The sequence below is a fragment of the Cupriavidus sp. 05T41 genome (assembly GCF_056396525.1).
The window spans coordinates 1-16818 of the sequence record NZ_JBFTLQ010000015.1 but is presented as its reverse complement, the minus strand read 5'-3'; the positions used below and the strand labels follow the sequence as shown (position 1 = coordinate 16818).

Sequence of the window (16818 nt, the reverse complement as noted above, 5' to 3'; positions counted from 1 at the left end):
ATGGCCAGATCCCTGAAAGGTGTCGCATTCCTGCCACCGGGTAGCCTGGATGCGAGTTCGGCTGCGTGGGTGCTGGCGCAGCAGGTGCTGGTGCGCGGGCTGGTCGCCGTGAAGTTCCTCATGGTGGGGCGCATCCTCGGGCCGTCGGCCGTCGGCATCGCCGCGGTGGCGCTGCTGGCCGTGGCCATTGCCGAGGCCCTCAGCGACACGGGCCTGCCACAGGCCGTGGTGCAGGGCCAGCAGCCGCCCACGACCGACCAGCTCGGCGCGCTGTGGACCGTGCTGACCTGCCGCGGTGCGCTGGTGGCGTTGCTGCTGGCGGCGCTGGCGCCGGTGCTGCAGACGCAGTTCCACCTGGAGGGCGGCCTGCTGCCGCTGCTGATGGCCGCCGCGCTGCCGCTGCTGCGCGGGCTGGCCTCGCCGGCCTATTTCGTGGTCACGCGCGAGCGCGGCTTCCAGCAGATCGCCGGGGTCGAGGTGGCCGCCGCCGCCACCGACTGCGTGGTCGGCCTGGCCTGCGCGCTGGCCGGCGCCGGTGCCAGCGCCATCCTGATCGGCCTGCTGGCCGGCGAATCGCTCAAGAGCGCGCTGACCTGGCTGACCATGAAGCCCCGCCCGCCGCTGCGCCCGCGCTGGTCGGGCATCGGCCACTACATGGGATTCAGCCGCTGGATCTGGGCGGGCAGTGTGGTCAACCTGCTGCTCAACCAGTTCGACAAGGTCATCGTGGGCAAGCTGCTCGGGCCGGCCCAGCTCGGCGTGTACCAGATGTCGTCCAAGTTCGCGCAGATGCTGCTGGCCGACGCCGGGATCGCCATGTCGCAGTACCTGTTCCCCACCTTCGCCGCGCGCTTCCGCAAGCAGGACGGCTCCGACGCCACGCTGCTGCGGCGCTTCGTGCTGATCGGCGGCCTGGGGCTGGCCTGCGTGGTGGTGGTGCTGCGGCTGGTGGCGGAGCCGCTCTTCATGCTGATCCTGGGGCCGGCGTGGCTCGGCGCCGTGCCGCTGTTCCGCATCTTCACCATCTATATGGCGATCGGCGCGCTGATCGCCGTGCTGGTGGCGTACCTGCGGGCGGTGGGCCTGCCCAAGGCGGCCACGCAGGCCTCGGTGATCCAGATCGGCGTGCTGCTCGCCACGGTGCCCTTCGCCACGCACTACCGGGGCGCGATCGGCATTGCCTGGGCCATGACGCTGGGCCTGTCGTGCGCGGCCGGCTGGATGCTCTACCAGATACGCCGGCTACGGACAACGAGGAGGGCATGATGCGGATTCTCCATCTGGTGTTGACGCCGCGCCTGTCGGGCGCGGAGATGCTGGCCAAGGATCTGGCCATCCACCAGCAAGCCTATGGCGATACCGTGTGCGTGTCGGCGCTGATGCCGCAGCAGGACGATTTCCTGCCGCTGCGCGCCCAGCTCGACGCCGCCGGCGTGCGCTGCATGTTTCCCGACCAGCCGCGCCGCCTGCCCGGGCGCCTGTGGCACCTGCGCGGCGCGCTGCGCGCATACCAGCCCGACATCATCTTTGCCCACGCCACCATTCCGGCTTTCTATGCGCGCGCGCTGCCGTCGCGGGTGCCGGTGGTCTACGTGATGCACTCGGCCGCCAACGATTTCGAGAGCAAGCTGTTCCGCTGCGTCGAACGCCTGCTCTCCACGCGCGCCCGCGCGGTGATCGGCGTCTCGCAAGGGAACCTGCGCGACTACATCGGCGCGGTGGGCGAGCATCCGCTGATGGCGGTGATTCCCAACGGCGTGGACACCAGCCGTTTCTTCATCCACCCCGCGGCTACGCGCGAGGCGCCCGGCGACGCGCGCGCGCCGCTGGTGGTGCAGGTTGGGCGCTACGCGGCGATCAAGAACCAGCTGCAGACCGTGCTTGCGTTCCGCGAAGCGCTGCAGAGCGTGCCCGGCGCGCGGCTGGAAATGTATGGCGTGATCGAGGACCCGGCTTACTACGCCGAGGTCTGCGCGCTGGTGTCCAGCCTGGGGCTGGTCGACAGGGTCTGGGTCAACGGGCCGCAGAACAACGTGCCGGAGCTGCTGGCGGCGGCGAGCGTGTTCGCCATGCCGTCGGCCTCGGAGGCGCACAGCATCGCATTCCTGGAGGCGCTGGCCACGGGCGTGCCGGTGGTCGCCAGCGCCATTCCCGCCTTTGCCTTCGCACGGGACTACCCCGGCGTGCAGTTGCTCGATACCGGCGATGCCGCCGCGTATGGAGCGGCGCTGACGCGCGCGCTGGCGCAGCCGCGCGTGGCGCGCCCGCTCGACGGGCTGACGCTCAACGATACCGCCGGCCAGTACCGCCTCCTGGCGCGCAGGCTGCTGAGTTCGGCGTGACGCAGAGGTGGCAGAGGCGGGGCGCAGGTGTGATGGAGGCGTGGCGGAAGTGTGAGCGTGATGGCGCCTTGATACCAGGCAAGAGGGCGAGGGGAAAAAAGGAGGAGACATGGAACGCAAGCGCGTACTTGTATTGAGCCCGCATGCTGATGACGCCGAACTGGGCGTCGGCGGGTACCTGGCGCGGGTCGTCGACGCCGGCGGCGAAGTCCTGGTGGCCCTGGCGACGGCCGGCACCAGCCGTTCGCTGAACCTCGGGCGCGAAGTGAGCGAGCGCGAGCGGCTCGGGGAGTTCCTGGAGTCGATGAAGGTGCTGGGCGTGCAGGCAACCGAGATCCTGACCACCGGCTTCGATGGCGCGCTCGACGCCGTGCCGCGCGCGCAGATGATCCACCGCCTCGACATGTTGCAGAACCGCTTCGAACCCGACGAGGTGTTGATCCCGCTGGCCTCCTCGCACCAGGACCATCGCTACTGCTGGGAAGTCGGCCTCGCGGCTACGCGCCCGAGCCGCGCCAAGCATGCGCCTGGCCTAGTGGCCGCCTATGAGTATCCGGCGACTTGCTGGGGTGGCGGCGGCATCGTGAGCGTGGCTGGCGGCACCCTCTATATCGATGTGAGCACGACATGGCAGCGCAAGATCGATGCGCTGCGCCAGCACGTCTCGCAGATCCACGAAGGGGCCGGCCATCTGGTCGGGGTGGAAGGCGTCACCGCGCTGGCGCAGTGGCGCGGCGCCGAGTCCGGCTTCCCACTGGCCGAGGTATTGCACGTCCTGCGCATGCGCTGGGGCGCCTGACCGGCCCCGGCGGGCTGCCCGCAGGGCAGGTCGTTCCGGCCGCGCCGGAGGGCCTGCCCGTGCCTCGTCCGTCGTTCTCCTGAGTTCCATTCTCACGCTGCCGCCGCGCGAACCCGTGCGCGCCGCCGCTTGCGCGCGCCGGCGCTCGCACGCGGCGCATGCGCCATTTTCACCGCCGCGCCGGATGAAAGGCGCCGTAACAATAGAAGAATCTCGCGAACTGCGCATGTGGCTCAATCGGGATCGGATGCGACATATTAATTATTTTTTCTTAATTTTATTATTTGTAAAAAACTACAAAATGGCATTTCCGTCCGTGCGAAATTAATTGTAAGCAAAAGTTAATGTTATGACTATTGCCGTCCATGCACTTTAATAGGACCTTATGTTCGCTGGCACGCATTGTTTTTTCTGCGAAATTTGCTGCTTAGCAACATGGTGCCTACAGTGCAAGAACCTCATCCGGCGCCGTATTACAGCGGTTATGCGGGCCAGATTCTTGCTGGTGTAGTGGGAGGCGCATCCGATTTTTCAGGGATTTTTCTGATAGACGGATGCCTTCCGCCAACATCTCGCTACTTTCCGACACCGTCATATTCCTAGGGTTTCGGGATGGCTACGATGCAACGCAACACCAATTAAATATTCTCGCGGAAACGGTTCATCAATTCTTTGGGGGGAGAATCATGCCCTATGCGCAACTCGAACCGGCGACGGTTAGTTGGCTCAGTTCCTCGCTTAGCACTTCCATAAACCGTTCCAAGTGCGCCGTGCGTCGCGTTGGCATTCTCCTGTTCGACGGATTCTCCTTATTGGGGGCCGGGCTGGTGGCGGAACTGTTCCAGACCGCCAATGAATGCTCGGCCGCTGCTTCCGGAAAAGAGTCTGCCTACGACGTCCAGCTGCTTTCCGTCGATGGCGGGAGTGTCGCCTGCTCCGCCGCCATGCGGGTGTGGACGGACGGGCTCGATCCGCGTGAGTTCTCCGGCTTCGACGTCCTCTTCATCGCCGGCGGCGCGGGTGCGCGCAACGCCGCCGCCGACGAGCGGCTGCTGCGCTGGTTGCGCGTGGTGTCGCCCAGGACGGCAACCGTCAGGCCGATCGCCGAAGGGCGCGCGGTGCTGGCCGCGGCTGGCATCCTCAAGTCGCAGGGTGGCGAGCACAGCAACGTGATCTATGGCCTGCACAGCGCCGACGAGTCCGGCGAGCAGTACGAACTGGTGCGCAGCGCGCTGACGCTGATCAAGCGCGACCTGGGCCTGGACGTGGCGCGCGCGGTGGGCAGCCGCGTGATGCCGGCGTGGACCGCCCGCCTGATGCCACGGCTTGCCGACACCGGCACCACCAGCGTGGGCGACAAGATCCGCAGCGCCGCACGATGGCTCCACGAGCACTGCGAGCAGCAGATCTCCGTGTCCGACGCGGCCCAGGTGGCGACCATGAGCGAACGCAATTTCCTGCGACGCTTCAAGCTCGAAATGGGCGTGACGCCTTCTGACTACCTCCTGCACGCACGGCTCGACACCGCCTGCAGCTTCCTCGCCGAGACCGAGTTGCCGGTCGACAAGGTGGCAAGGCGCTGCGGCATGGGCAATGGCGACAGGCTGGCAAAGATCTTCCGCAAGCGCATGTCGATCTCGCCCACCGAGTACCGCCAGCGCAGCAAGTCCGGTGCCGCGGAAGCGGAGCAATGAGATGCGGGGAACCTGGCAGCAGCACAGGGCACAGCGCAGGCGCCATCGCTGCGTGTGCGCGCTGCTGCATCGGCTGGCGGCCGCCACGCACGGCGGCGCACAGCCAGGCGCAACGGGAGCACGGCTCCACTTGAAGGAGGACCGGGATATGTCGAATACGCTCGTGGAAGGCGATGCCGCGCACTTGTCGGCGCAAGCGCAGGTGCCGGATACTGCCGCGCGCTTGCGCATCACCCCGGTCGTGCTGGCGGGTGGCGCCGGTACCCGGCTGTGGCCGTTGTCGCGGGAGCACTTTCCCAAGCAGCTGATCGACCTGGTCGGCCCGGATTCGCTGCTGCAGGCCACCGTGCGCCGCATGCAAGGCTTCACGGGCAGGCATCCGGTGGAATCCACCGCCATCATCGTCTGCGGCGACGAGCACCGTTTTGTCACCGCGGAGCAATTGCAGGCCAGCGGCATGGAAGGCCGGCTGGTGGTGGAGCCGGTGCGGCGCAATACCGCGCCCGCGCTGACCCTGGCCGCGGCGCTGGCCTATGCCGGCGGCGAAGACGCGATCCTGGTGGTGATGCCGGCGGATCACGCCATCCCCGATACCGGCGCATTCCATCGCACGCTGGCGCTCGCCGCCGTCCACGCGGAGCAGGGCGCCATCGTCACGCTGGGCGTGCCGCCCACGCGCCCGGATACCGGCTACGGCTATATCAAGCTCGGCGAGCCGTTGCAGGACGGGGTGCGCCGCATGGAGCGCTTCGTCGAAAAGCCCGCGGTGGAACTGGCCACGCAATACGTGGCCAGCGGCAACTACTGGTGGAACAGCGGCATCTTCGTGGTGCGCGCAACGGTCTGGCTGAAAGCCATCGAGGTCCTGCATCCGGCCATCCACGAGATGTGCGTCGCCGCCGCCGCGGAAGGCGAGCAGGACGGCCAGTTCTTCCGGCCCTGCGCCAGGCAGTTCCTGCTGAGCCCGTCGGACTCGATCGACTATGCCGTGATGGAGCGGCTCGACAGCGCCGAGGCGCCCTGCCATGGCGTGGTGGTGCCCCTGGAGGCCGGGTGGTCCGATCTGGGCTCATGGGACGCGGTGTGGGACGCCATGGACAAGGATACGTCCGGCAATGCCGCGCGCGGCCGCGTGGTGTTCGAGGGGGCGCACTCCAGCTATGTGCACTCCGACGGCCGGCTGGTGGCCTGCGTGGGCACCAGCAATATCGTGGTGGTCGAGACCGCCGATGCGGTGCTCGTGGTGGACCGCTCGCACGTGCAGGACGTCAAGGACGTGGTTGCGCGCATGAAGATCCTGCACGCGCCGGAGGCCGATGCCCACCGCAAGGTGCGGCGCCCCTGGGGCTTCTACGACTCGATCGAGCACGGCGACCGCTTCCAGGTCAAGCGCATCGTGGTGCAGCCGGGTGCGCGCTTGTCGCTGCAGTTGCATCACCACCGCGCGGAGCACTGGGTGGTGGTCAGCGGCACCGCGCTGGTGGTGCGCGGAGATGAGAAGTTCCTGCTCAGCGAGAACCAGTCCACCTTCATTCCGCTGGGCGTGCTTCACCGCCTGGAGAACCCCGGGAAGCTGCCGCTGGAAATCATCGAGGTGCAGTCGGGCGGCTATCTCGGCGAAGACGACATCGTGCGTGTCGACGACACCTACGGGCGCTGCGCCTGACGGTCCCGCCCGGACGGCGGGCGCCGCAAGGCCGGTGCGAGCGGCCAGTGCGGGGCGAACAGCGAGGAAGGGAAGAGCGGGAAAAGAGGGAAAAGAGGGAAAAGGGACAAGCGGGCCAGGCGGGAAGAAACACGGAAACACGGGCAACAGATGCAACTGAGACGGCGGCACGGCGCGGGGCGGGGGTAGTTTCGGGCAAGGCAGGAAGGCACCGGGAGAGGGGAACATGCTGAAGATCGAAGGCTTGCTGGCACGCATGCTGGATGTCGCGCTGGTGTTCGCGGGAGCGGCCATCGCCTCGCACATCCGCTTCGACGAGATGGCGCAGCGCACCTTCTACGATGTCTTCCTCGCGCTGTCGGTGGCCTTCACGCTGGCATTGTTTCCCGCCTTCGGCATCTACGATTCCTGGCGCGGCCGCTCCAAGATCGGGCTGGCGGGGCACCTGGCGCTGGCGTGGCTGCTGGTGCAGCTGTGCGGCATCATGGTGCTGTTCTCCCTGCACCACGCCTCCATCGTCTCGCGGCTGTGGTTTGCCTACTGGACCGCTTCCACTGGCGCGCTGCTCATCCTCTCGCGCCTGCTCACGCACAGCGTGCTCGGCCAGGTGCGCAGCGCCGGCATGAACCTGCACAAGGTCGCCGTGGTGGGGTGCGGCGCGCACTGCAGCGCTGTCATCCGGCGCAGCGCAGGGGCGCCGGCCTCGGGTTTTCGCGTGGTCGCGGCGTTCAACGTGGCGCCCTCCGTGGGCAGCCTCAACGTGAAGGTGCCCACCTTCGAGGATCGGGTGGCCTTCCACCGCTACATCCGCTCGCAGGACATCCACGAAGTCTGGCTGGCGCTGCCGCTGTCGGAAGAGCGCACCATCCTGGAGTTCGTGGCGGAGTTCCGCGAGGAGCTGGTCAATGTCCGCTTCATGCCGGACCTGCGCAGCCTGGCCCTGTTCGACAGCGGCACCGTCGAGCTGATCGGCATGCCCGCCATCAACCTGGTGGCGTCGCCGCTGTCCCCCAGCGCGCTGCGGCAGAAGGATGTGTTCGACCGCCTGTTCGCCGCCGCCGCGCTGATCGGCTTGTCGCCGCTGCTGGTGGCCATCGCCATCGCCGTCAAGCTGTCCTCGCACGGGCCGGTGCTGTTCAGGCAGAAGCGCAAGAGCGCCGATGGCCGCATCTTCACCATCTACAAGTTCCGCTCGATGCGCGCGCATGCGGAGGCGGCGGGCGTGGTCACGCAGGCCACCCGCAACGATCCGCGCGTCACGCGCGTGGGGGCCTTCCTGCGCCGTACCAGCCTGGACGAGCTGCCGCAGTTCTTCAACGTGTTGCGCGGGGACATGTCGGTGGTGGGCCCGCGCCCCCATGCCATCGAGCATGACGACCAGTACCAGAAGCTGGTGAGCGGATACATCCACCGCTATCGCGTGAAGCCCGGCATCACCGGCTGGGCCCAGGTCAACGGCTTTCGCGGCGAGACCGACCGCATCGAAAAAATGGAAGGCCGCATTGCCTGCGACCTGTACTACCTGGGCAACTGGTCGTTCGCGCTGGACATGCGCATCATCGCGGCCACCGTGGTCAAGGGGCTGATTCATCGCAACGCATATTGAAGAACGCCTGCGCTGCGCCGCAGGCGGACAAGCAATGGTCACAGGGAGTCAAAGCTATGGCTGCGAAGTTCGACACCCAGTACACAGATGTCTCCGGCGGGTCGGAGCTTCGCCTTTCCGACTACCTCGTCACGCTGCTTGAGAACTGGCGCATGATCACCGCCGTCACGCTGCTGGCGCTGGCGGTGGGCACCTGCTTCGCGTTCCTGCAAAGCCCGGTCTACCGTGCCGACGCGATGATCCAGGTGGAAGACAGCAAGGGCAACCAGAACCAGAACCAGAACAATTCGCTGCAGACGCTGTCCTCGATCTTCGATTCCAAGTCCTCCGCGGCGGCCGAGACCGAGCTGATCCGCTCGCGGCTGGTGGTGGAAGAAGCCGTACGCAAGCTGCACCTGGATATCGCCGCCGGGCCGCGCTACTTTCCCGTGATCGGGCGCTGGCTGGCATCGCTCAACGGGAGCTTGGCGGCGCCGACGACGCTGCTGGGCCTGTCCGACTACGCGTGGGGCCCGGAGTCGATCACGATGTCCTCGTTCGAGACGCCGCAGAAGTCATACGGCAAGCCATTCGTGCTGGTGGTCGAGGGCGATCGCAGCTATAGCCTGCGCGACCCCGATGGCAACCCCGTGCTGCAGGGCCGCGTCGGCGAAGAGACCACCGGCACCACGCCGCTGGGTCCGGTGAGCGTGCGCATCGACCAGCTGGTGGGGCGCAAGGGCTCGCAGTTCGTGCTGGTGCGCTCATCCACCGTCGGCACCGTGGAGCGCATCCAGCGCGCGCTCTCGGTCGGCGAACTGACGCTGCAGTCGGGCATCATCCGTGCGAGCCTCGAAGGCCCGGACAGCAAGCTCACCGCCGATATCATCAACACCATCGCGCGCCAGTTCGTGCAGCAGGACATCGGGCGCCGCTCGGCCGAGGCCGAGCACACCCTGGCCTTCCTCGACCAGCAGCTGCCGGCCCTGCGCAAGCAGCTCGATCAGGCCGAGGAGCGCTACAACGCCTTCCGCAACCGCCAGGGCACCGTCAATCTCGGGGAAGAGAGCCGCCTGCTGCTGCAGCAGATCGTGGACAACAAGGCCAGCCTGGACAAGCTGCAGACGCGGCTGTCCGAGGTGCGCACGCTCTACACCGACCAGAACCCCGCCGTGCAGGCGCTGACCGCGCAGATCGCCACGCTGACCTCGCAGCAGGGCGCGCTGCGCCGCAAGGTGTCGGTGCTGCCAGATACCGAACAGGCCGCTTTGCGCCTGGAGCGCGATGTACGCGTCAACACGGAGCTGTACACCAACCTGCTCAACAATGCCCAGCAGTTGCGCGTGGTCAAGGCGGGGCAAGTCGGCAACGTGCGCGTGGTGGACTTCGCCGAGCCGGCGGACGACCCCGTGCGCCCGCAGCGCGTCGTGCTGATCCTGATCAGCGGCGGCGTCGGCCTGGTGCTGGGCGCGTTGCTGGCCTTCCTGCGCAAGGGGCTGTATGGCGGGGTGGAGCATCCGCAGGAGCTGGAGCGGATGCTGGGCGTGCCGGTTTGCGCGGTGATCCCGCGCAGCCGCACCCAGCTGCGGCTGCAGCGTGAAATCCACTCTGGCCGCAACCGCCAGGGCGTACTGGCGGCGCGCGCGCCCGACGACATCGCCGTGGAGGGCGTGCGCAGCCTGCGCACGGCCTTGCGGGGTGCGCTGGCCACCGCCAGCAACAACGTGGTGATGCTGACCGGGTCGAGCCAGGATGCCGGCAAGTCGTTCATGTCGGTCAACCTGGCCGCGCTGGTGGCATCGGGGCGCAAGCGCGTGCTCCTGATCGACGGCGACATGCGCCGCGGCGAGGTCCACGCGCATTTCGGGCTGGCGCAGGTGCCGGGCCTGTCCGATGCGCTGATGGGCACGGATATCGATTCCGTGGTGGTGCACGACGTGCTGCCCGGCCTGGATGTGCTGCCGCGCGGCACGCTGCCCGCCGATCCCGCCGAGCTCCTGATGAGCGAGCGCCTGGACTCCCTGCTCGACCACTTCAAGCAGCGCTATGACATGGTCGTCATCGACACGCCGCCGGTGCTCGCGGTGACCGATGCGGCGCTGCTGGGCCGGCATGCCGGCACCACGCTGCTGGTGGTGCGGCATGGCCGCCATTCGGCCAACGAAGTGGCCGAGACCGCGCGGCGGCTCAACAACGGCAGCGTCACGCTGCAGGGCGTGCTGCTCACCGACGTGCCCAAGCCGCCCTTGCAGCTGCGCACGGGCTACACCGATTACTACGGTTACCAGGGCAGCGCGAAGTAGCGCGCCCGCCACCGGGCGCGGCCCGGTCCGCGATGCAGATCACCAATACCAACACCAACACCAACGCACGGCGGGAGAATGACGATGACGCACAAGGTTGCTCTGATCACAGGCATTACCGGGCAGGATGGCTCTTATCTTGCGCAGCTGCTGCTGGAAAAGGGGTACGAGGTGCACGGCGTCAAGCGGCGCACCTCCCTGTTCAACACGGACCGCATCGATCATCTCTATCGCGAGCCGCACGATCCCGACCGGCACTTCTTCCTGCATCACGGCGACCTGACCGACGCGAGCAGCATGCTGCGCGTCATCCAGCAGGTGTTGCCCGACGAGATCTACAACCTGGCGGCGCAGAGCCACGTGGCGGTGTCCTTCGAGGAGCCCGAGTACACGGCCAACGCCGACGGGCTCGGCACGCTGCGGCTGCTCGAAGCCATCCGCATCCTCGGGCTGGAGAAGAAGACGCGCTTCTACCAGGCCTCGACCTCGGAGCTGTACGGGCTGGTGCAGGAAGTGCCGCAGAAGGAAACCACGCCGTTCTATCCGCGCAGCCCGTACGCGGTGGCCAAGCTCTACGCCTACTGGATCACGGTCAATTACCGCGAGGCCTATGGCATGTATGCCTGCAACGGCATCCTCTTCAACCACGAGAGCCCGGTGCGCGGCGAGACCTTCGTCACGCGCAAGATCACGCGCGCGATCTCGCGCATCGCGGTGGGGCTGCAGGACGAGTTCTACCTTGGCAACCTCTCCGCGCTGCGCGACTGGGGCCATGCGCGGGACTACGTGGAGATGCAGTGGCTGATGCTGCAGCAGGAGCATCCGGAGGATTTCGTCATCGCCACCGGCGAGCAGTACAGCGTGCGCGATTTCGTCCAGTGCGCCGCGGCGGAGCTGGGGGTGACGGTGCGCTTCGAAGGCACGGGCGTGGACGAGGTTGGCGTGGTGGAGCGGGTGCAAGGCAAGGAAACCCGTCTCGCGCCGGGCAAGGTGATCCTGCGCGTGGACCCGAAGTATTTCCGCCCCACAGAGGTGGAGACGCTGCTGGGAGACCCGTCCAAGGCCCATGAGAAGCTCGGCTGGAAGCCCACGACATCGTTCGCCAAGCTGGTCAAGGAAATGGTGCGGGCCGACTTCCAGATTGCCCGGCGCGACGCGCTGGTGACACTGGCCGGCTTCCAGGCGCTCGAGCATCACGAGTAACGCCACCCCGTCATCCACAAACGACTCCACGAGCGACTCCAACAGCAAGAGCCATGGAAAAAGACTCCGTTATCTATATCGCCGGGCACAACGGCATGGTGGGCTCGGCGCTGCTGCGGCGCCTGCGCGCCGAGGGATACAGCAACCTGGTCACGCGTGACCGCGCCGAACTGGATCTGACCGACCAGGGTGCCGTGCACCGCTTCTTCGCCGACGAGGGCATCGACGTCGTGCTGCTGGCCGCCGCGCGCGTCGGCGGGATCCTTGCCAATGCCCTGCGCCCGGTCAATTTTCTCTATGAGAACCTGGTCATCGAGACCAATGTGATCCACGCCGCGTACCAGGCCGGCGTGGGGAGGCTGGTGTTCTTCGGCTCCTCGTGCATCTATCCGCGCGAATGCCAGCAGCCCATCCGCGAGGAGTACCTGCTGGCCGGTCCGCTGGAGCGCACCAACGAGGCCTACGCGATCGCCAAGATCGCCGGGCTGAAGCTGTGCGAGGCATACAACCGCCAGTACGGCGCGCGCTATTTCAGCCTGATGCCGACCAACCTGTACGGCCCGAACGACAACTACGACCTGTCCACCAGCCACGTGCTGCCCGCGCTGATCAGCAAGGCCTACACGGCGGTGCGGGAGGGCGCATCGACCTTGCAGATCTGGGGCACCGGCACGCCGCGGCGCGAGTTCCTGCACGTGGACGACCTCGCCGCGGCCACGCTGTTCATGCTCGAGCACGACGTGGCCGAAGGCGTGTTCAACGTCGGCACCGGCACGGACCTGCCGATCCGCGAGCTGGCCGAGCGCATCTGCCGTGTCGCCGGGTTCGCGGGCACGCTGTCGTTCGACACCTCCAAGCCGGACGGCACGCCAAGCAAGCGGCTGGACATTTCCAGGCTGGCGCGGCTCGGCTGGCAGCCCGCGATCAGCCTCGACGAGGGTATCGAATCCGTCTACCAGGAGTACGCGAGTCGCAGGGATGGTGCCTTGCCCGGGGGGGCGCCGGCCGAGGCCGACGCACAGGCAAGCGCCGTCATCGAGTGACGAGATACAGGAGCGAATCATGGCAGGTTCAGTCACCATATTCCATAACATCGTCTGGTCACGTCACAAGGGCGCCGTGTTCTCGGCGTTGTACAGCCAGTCGGCGGCCAGCCCGATCCGGTACACCATGGTGCAGATCGCCGAGACCGAGCACTACCGGGTGGGCTTTTCCGATGTGGACTACTCCTTCCACAAATACCCGATGCACCAGCTGTACACCGGCTGCTACGAGGACGTGCCGCGCTGGAAGATGACAGCGCGCCTGACCTGGGAAGTGTTCAAGGCCAAGAGCGAGCTGGTGGTGCTGCCGGGCTATCACCGGCCGGAGTACTGGGCCATGCTGCTGGCTTGCATCGTCACCGGCAAGCGGCGCGCGGTGTTCTGCGATTCCACCGGGCGCGACCGGCCCCGGCGCATGCTGACCTCGATCCCCAAGCGGCTGTTCTTCTCGTTGTGCCACGGCTATTTCGGCTTCGGCGAGCGCAGCCGTGAATACCTGATGTCGCTCGGCGCCAAGCCCGAGCTGATCTTCACGCCATGCCAGGCCGCGGCGATGCCGGCCACGTACCGGCCAGAGCAGGTGGTGCGCGAACGCCTGCGCCACCGGGCCGATGGCAAGCCGGTGTTTCTCTACGTGGGCCGCCTGTCCGAGGAAAAGGGCCTCGATACCTTGCTGAGCGCGTTTGCCGGGCTGCGCAAGCAGATCCCCGCGGCCACGCTGCGCATCGTCGGCACCGGCCCGCTGGCCGGCACCTTGAGCCAGATGGCGGCCAGCCTGGGAATCGAGGATGCGGTGTGCCAGGTCGGCAGCCTGCAGGACGAGGGGCTGTCGCAGGAGTATTACCGGGCGGTCTGCATGGTGCTGCCGAGCCATAGCGAGCCGTGGGGGCTGGTGGTCAACGAGGCACTGAGCCACGGCTGCCCGACGGTCGCCAGCGATATCTGCGGGTGCGTGCCCGAGCTGGTGCTGGAGGGCGAGACCGGCTTTGCGGTGCCGGTGCGCGACGCCGCCGCGCTGCAGACCGGCATGGCGCGGGCGGTGAAGGCGTTCGCGGACACCCAGGTCACGGCGGAGCGTTGCCTTGCCGTGATCCGGCGCTTCGACCCGGCCAATGCGGCATCGAACATCGCCAGGGGCTGCGCCGCGATGCTCAGTGCGCCTGACATGCACCAGCGCACCGGGGTGCAGACCTGAAGCCATTCGCCACACAGACGCCGCGATGCCTGGCTGACGGGCAGGGCATCGCGGCCCGAGTCATTTCGCGGAAGTTCGAGGGGAGGGTCCCGTGAAAATCCTTGTTTGCGGACAGAACTATGCGCCGGAGCTGACCGGGACCGGGAAGTACACGGCCGAGATGGCGGAGGCGCTGGCGGCGGCGGGTCACGATGTCCGCGTGGTCTGCGCACCGCCCTACTATCCCGCCTGGCGCGTTGGCGAGGGCTATGCGGCCTGGCGCTTCAGCCGCGAATGGCGCGGCGGGGTACGCATCTACCGCGCGCCGCTGTGGGTGCCGCGGCGCCCCACCGGCGTCACGCGCCTGTTGCACCTCGCCAGCTTTGCGGTGTGCGCGCTGCCGGCGTTGCTGGCGCAGGTGCCGTGGCGGCCCGATGCCGTCATCGCCATCGCGCCGAGCCTGATGAGCGTGCCCGCCTCGCTGGCGCTGGCGCGCATGACCGGCGCCAGGAGCTGGCTGCATGTGCAGGACTACGAAGTGGACGCTGCCTTCGAACTGGGGCTGCTCAGGCGTGCCTGGCTGCGGCGCGCCGCGCTGTCCGTCGAGCGCTTCCTGATGCGGCGCTTCGACGTGGTGTCCACCATCTCGGAGAGGATGGCCGAGCATGCCACGCGCAAGGGCGTTCCCGCCGCGCGGGTGTTCCGCCTGCCGAACTGGGTGGATACCGGCGCGGTCTTCCCGCTTGACCGGCCCAGCACCTACCGCGAGGAACTCGGCATTGCGCCGGAGCAGATCGTGGTGCTGTACGCCGGCAACATGGGCGAGAAGCAGGGCCTGGAAGTGCTGGTGTGCGCCGTGGCGGCGCTGGCCGGCAATGCGGGCATCACCTTTGTCTTCTGCGGCAACGGCCCTGCCCGCGCCATGCTCGAGACCTACTGCGCGGGCCTGGAGAATTGCTGCTTCCTGCCGCTACAGCCCGCCGACCGTTTCAACGAGCTGCTCAACCTGGCGGATATCCATGTCCTGCCACAGCGCGGCGACGCTGCCGACCTCGTCATGCCGTCCAAGCTCACGGGCATGCTGGCCAGCGGCCGCGCGATCATTGCCATGGCCAATGTCGGCACCGAACTGTTTGCCACCGTGTCCGCGCGCGGGGTGGCGGTGCCGCCGGACGATATCGACGCCCTGGCCGGCGCGATCAAGGCGCTGGCCTCGGATCCCGCGCGCCGCGCCGAGCTCGGCGCGGCGGCGCGTGCCTACGCCGAGGCCACGCTGTCGTCCGATGCCGTGCTGTCCCGTCTCGACGCCAGGCTTCGCGCCTGGGGCGGTGACGGACCGGAGCGGCCGCAGACGGCAGAGGCGCGCGGCGCGGAGGACCTGACGGCGCATGCGCTGCAGCCCGGGAAAACGGAATAGGCCGCGGCGCCGCGCAATGCAATTGGCGCGCGGGCGCGGGTCGCAAGGGACGAGCAGGACGAGCAGGACGAGCAGGACGAGCAGCCGAGGAGGGAAGCGCGAGATGCCAGGCAGACAACAGGCAGCGGTGCAGGCAGGCGGCGCCCCGGAGGCGCCGGCGCGCTCACGCGCCGGCCTCCGGCGGGCAGGGGAGGATTGCCGCCATGCGTAACCGCTTCGCGCCGCTGTGGATCTGGATGATGCTGTTCCCGCTGGCGCTCGATTTCAAGAGCGTCGATGGACAGGGCAGCCGGATCCTGCAGATCCTGCTGGCGGTGCCCGCGCTCGGCGGGGGCATCGCGCTGGCGCTGATCGCACCGCGCTTCACCGGGCGCACCCGGCTGAGCCGGCTGGTGATGGCGGCGCTGATGCTGACGGTGCCGGGCAGTCTGGTCCCCCATCTGCTGCAAGGCAACGAGACAGGCAATTACCTGCGCGTGCTGCTGCCGTTCCTGCTGTTCCTGATCGGCTACCTGGCGGCGCGCCATCCCTGGCCGCAAGACCGGCTGGAACAGGTCGAAACGGCCATGTTTACGGGCATGGCGGTTTCGCTGCTGTTTACCTTCGGCTACGGCATGGCGGTGGGCGGCGGGCTGGAGAACGTCCGCTTCCGCATCGTCGCGCCGGCCTTTCTTGCACTGCAGGGCGTGCTGCTGCATGAGTTCGTGATTGCGCGGCGGGTGAGCAAGAGCAACCTGCTGCTCTTCATCGTCACCGTGGTGGTCGAGTTGCTGAGCGTGACCCGGAGCCTGCTGGTCGGCACGGTGTTGTTGTTCCTGTTCGCGACCTGGCTCAGCGCGCCTTCGATCCGGCACCTGCTGCGCGCCGCCTTGCGGGCGGCGGTCATCACCACGACGCTGGTGGGCGGCACGGCGCTGGTGGGCTCGGCGCTGTTCCCCGCGGTCGCGGCGCACTGGGCCCAGCGCATCGCGGCGGCCAAGGCCACCGAGTCCGGCGTGGACCCCACCACCGCGACCCGGCTTGCCGAGCTCAAGGACCAGTTCGACCAGGTCACGCAGACCAAGACCTCGATGGTGCTCGGCAAGGGCTACGGACACCATTACCGCTATTCGCCGGCCTACCTGCCCGCACTCACCGGGCAGATGACCGAGAAGGAGTTCTACGCCATCAACGAATGGACGGCCGGCCACAATTTCTGGGTCTACCAGTTCTTTGCGGGCGGCTTGCTGTTCGGCATCGCCATGCCGCTCATGGTGCTGTACGCGCTGTTTTGCGGCAGCGTCGCCTACCGGCACTGGCGACGCGTGGCGCCGGACGCGCCTTACCTGGCCGTGCTCGGGCGCGCGCTGCTGGTGCTGGCGGCGCTGCCAGCCACGTCGATCGGCGGCAATCCGCTCGGGCCGCGCTTTTCCGGCCTGCTGTACGGCGTGGCGCTGGGTCTGCTGGTAGCCACGCATGCGCGGCTGCGCCGCGCGCAGGCCCGCAGCCAGCAAGCCCGGGAGGCCGAGGCTGCCGGCGCGGCATCCGTGCCGCCGGTGCGCCCGCCGCTGCCGCGGCCGGTGCCGTTGCCGCTGCCGGCCCCGGCTACGGCC

At 67.8% G+C, this 16818-nt stretch carries 12 protein-coding genes; all 12 read left to right on the top strand.

Translation table 11 applies throughout. From position 1 onward, the window contains the following. Window positions 1–1266, top strand: coding sequence for an oligosaccharide flippase family protein (locus AC1DKV_RS11700; protein ID WP_441614751.1), 1266 nt, complete (start codon window positions 1–3; stop codon window positions 1264–1266). Beyond that, complete coding sequence (locus tag AC1DKV_RS11695) at window positions 1266–2342, top strand: glycosyltransferase family 4 protein (protein ID WP_441614749.1); 1077 nt, start codon at window positions 1266–1268, stop codon at window positions 2340–2342. The genes AC1DKV_RS11700 and AC1DKV_RS11695 overlap by 1 nt, the downstream gene beginning before the upstream one ends. A 109-nt stretch (window positions 2343–2451) precedes the next feature. Beyond that, complete coding sequence (locus AC1DKV_RS11690) at window positions 2452–3141, top strand: PIG-L deacetylase family protein (protein WP_441614572.1); 690 nt, start codon at window positions 2452–2454, stop codon at window positions 3139–3141. Window positions 3142–3827: 686 nt separating this feature from the next. After that, complete coding sequence (locus AC1DKV_RS11685) at window positions 3828–4835, top strand: GlxA family transcriptional regulator (protein WP_441614570.1); 1008 nt, start codon at window positions 3828–3830, stop codon at window positions 4833–4835. A 148-nt stretch (window positions 4836–4983) separates the two neighbouring features. Further along, the gene (locus tag AC1DKV_RS11680; protein WP_441614568.1) at window positions 4984–6501 is read left to right on the top strand and encodes a mannose-1-phosphate guanylyltransferase/mannose-6-phosphate isomerase; all 1518 of its coding nucleotides are present in this window, start codon (window positions 4984–4986) and stop codon (window positions 6499–6501) included. 226 nt (window positions 6502–6727) lie between these two features. Next, window positions 6728–8107, top strand: a complete 1380-nt coding sequence (locus tag AC1DKV_RS11675) for an undecaprenyl-phosphate glucose phosphotransferase (RefSeq protein ID WP_441614566.1) — start codon at window positions 6728–6730, stop codon at window positions 8105–8107. 56 nt (window positions 8108–8163) lie between these two features. Beyond that, on the top strand, window positions 8164–10389 hold the full coding sequence (locus tag AC1DKV_RS11670; RefSeq protein WP_441614564.1) for a polysaccharide biosynthesis tyrosine autokinase: 2226 nt from the start codon (window positions 8164–8166) through the stop codon (window positions 10387–10389). An 84-nt stretch (window positions 10390–10473) separates the two neighbouring features. Beyond that, window positions 10474–11592 carry a GDP-mannose 4,6-dehydratase gene (gmd, locus tag AC1DKV_RS11665; RefSeq protein ID WP_441614562.1) on the top strand — a complete coding sequence of 373 codons (1119 nt, stop codon included), beginning with the start codon at window positions 10474–10476 and terminating at the stop codon, window positions 11590–11592. 53 nt (window positions 11593–11645) lie between these two features. Further along, entirely contained in the window at window positions 11646–12635 is a 990-nt protein-coding gene (locus tag AC1DKV_RS11660) for a GDP-L-fucose synthase family protein (protein WP_441614560.1), read from the top strand. Window positions 12636–12654: 19 nt separating this feature from the next. Beyond that, complete coding sequence (locus AC1DKV_RS11655) at window positions 12655–13830, top strand: glycosyltransferase family 4 protein (RefSeq protein WP_441614558.1); 1176 nt, start codon at window positions 12655–12657, stop codon at window positions 13828–13830. Between the two features lie 91 nt (window positions 13831–13921). Then, on the top strand, window positions 13922–15226 hold the full coding sequence (locus tag AC1DKV_RS11650) for a glycosyltransferase WbuB (protein ID WP_441614556.1): 1305 nt from the start codon (window positions 13922–13924) through the stop codon (window positions 15224–15226). A 203-nt stretch (window positions 15227–15429) separates the two neighbouring features. Continuing rightward, window positions 15430–16818 (top strand): hypothetical protein (locus AC1DKV_RS11645; RefSeq protein WP_477137608.1); only part of this gene is annotated, 1389 nt, incomplete at its 3' end.

Excerpts from the sequence above, each read along its gene's own strand:
- AC1DKV_RS11700 (WP_441614751.1), top strand. The coding sequence starts at position 1 with ATGGCCAGATCCCTGAAAGGTGTCGCATTCCTGCCACCGGGTAGCCTG.
- AC1DKV_RS11695 (WP_441614749.1), top strand. The coding sequence starts at position 1,266 with ATGCGGATTCTCCATCTGGTGTTGACGCCGCGCCTGTCGGGCGCGGAG.
- AC1DKV_RS11690 (WP_441614572.1), top strand. The coding sequence starts at position 2,452 with ATGGAACGCAAGCGCGTACTTGTATTGAGCCCGCATGCTGATGACGCC.
- AC1DKV_RS11685 (WP_441614570.1), top strand. The coding sequence starts at position 3,828 with ATGCCCTATGCGCAACTCGAACCGGCGACGGTTAGTTGGCTCAGTTCC.
- AC1DKV_RS11680 (WP_441614568.1), top strand. The coding sequence starts at position 4,984 with ATGTCGAATACGCTCGTGGAAGGCGATGCCGCGCACTTGTCGGCGCAA.
- AC1DKV_RS11675 (WP_441614566.1), top strand. The coding sequence starts at position 6,728 with ATGCTGAAGATCGAAGGCTTGCTGGCACGCATGCTGGATGTCGCGCTG.
- AC1DKV_RS11670 (WP_441614564.1), top strand. The coding sequence starts at position 8,164 with ATGGCTGCGAAGTTCGACACCCAGTACACAGATGTCTCCGGCGGGTCG.
- gmd (WP_441614562.1), top strand. The coding sequence starts at position 10,474 with ATGACGCACAAGGTTGCTCTGATCACAGGCATTACCGGGCAGGATGGC.
- AC1DKV_RS11660 (WP_441614560.1), top strand. The coding sequence starts at position 11,646 with ATGGAAAAAGACTCCGTTATCTATATCGCCGGGCACAACGGCATGGTG.
- AC1DKV_RS11655 (WP_441614558.1), top strand. The coding sequence starts at position 12,655 with ATGGCAGGTTCAGTCACCATATTCCATAACATCGTCTGGTCACGTCAC.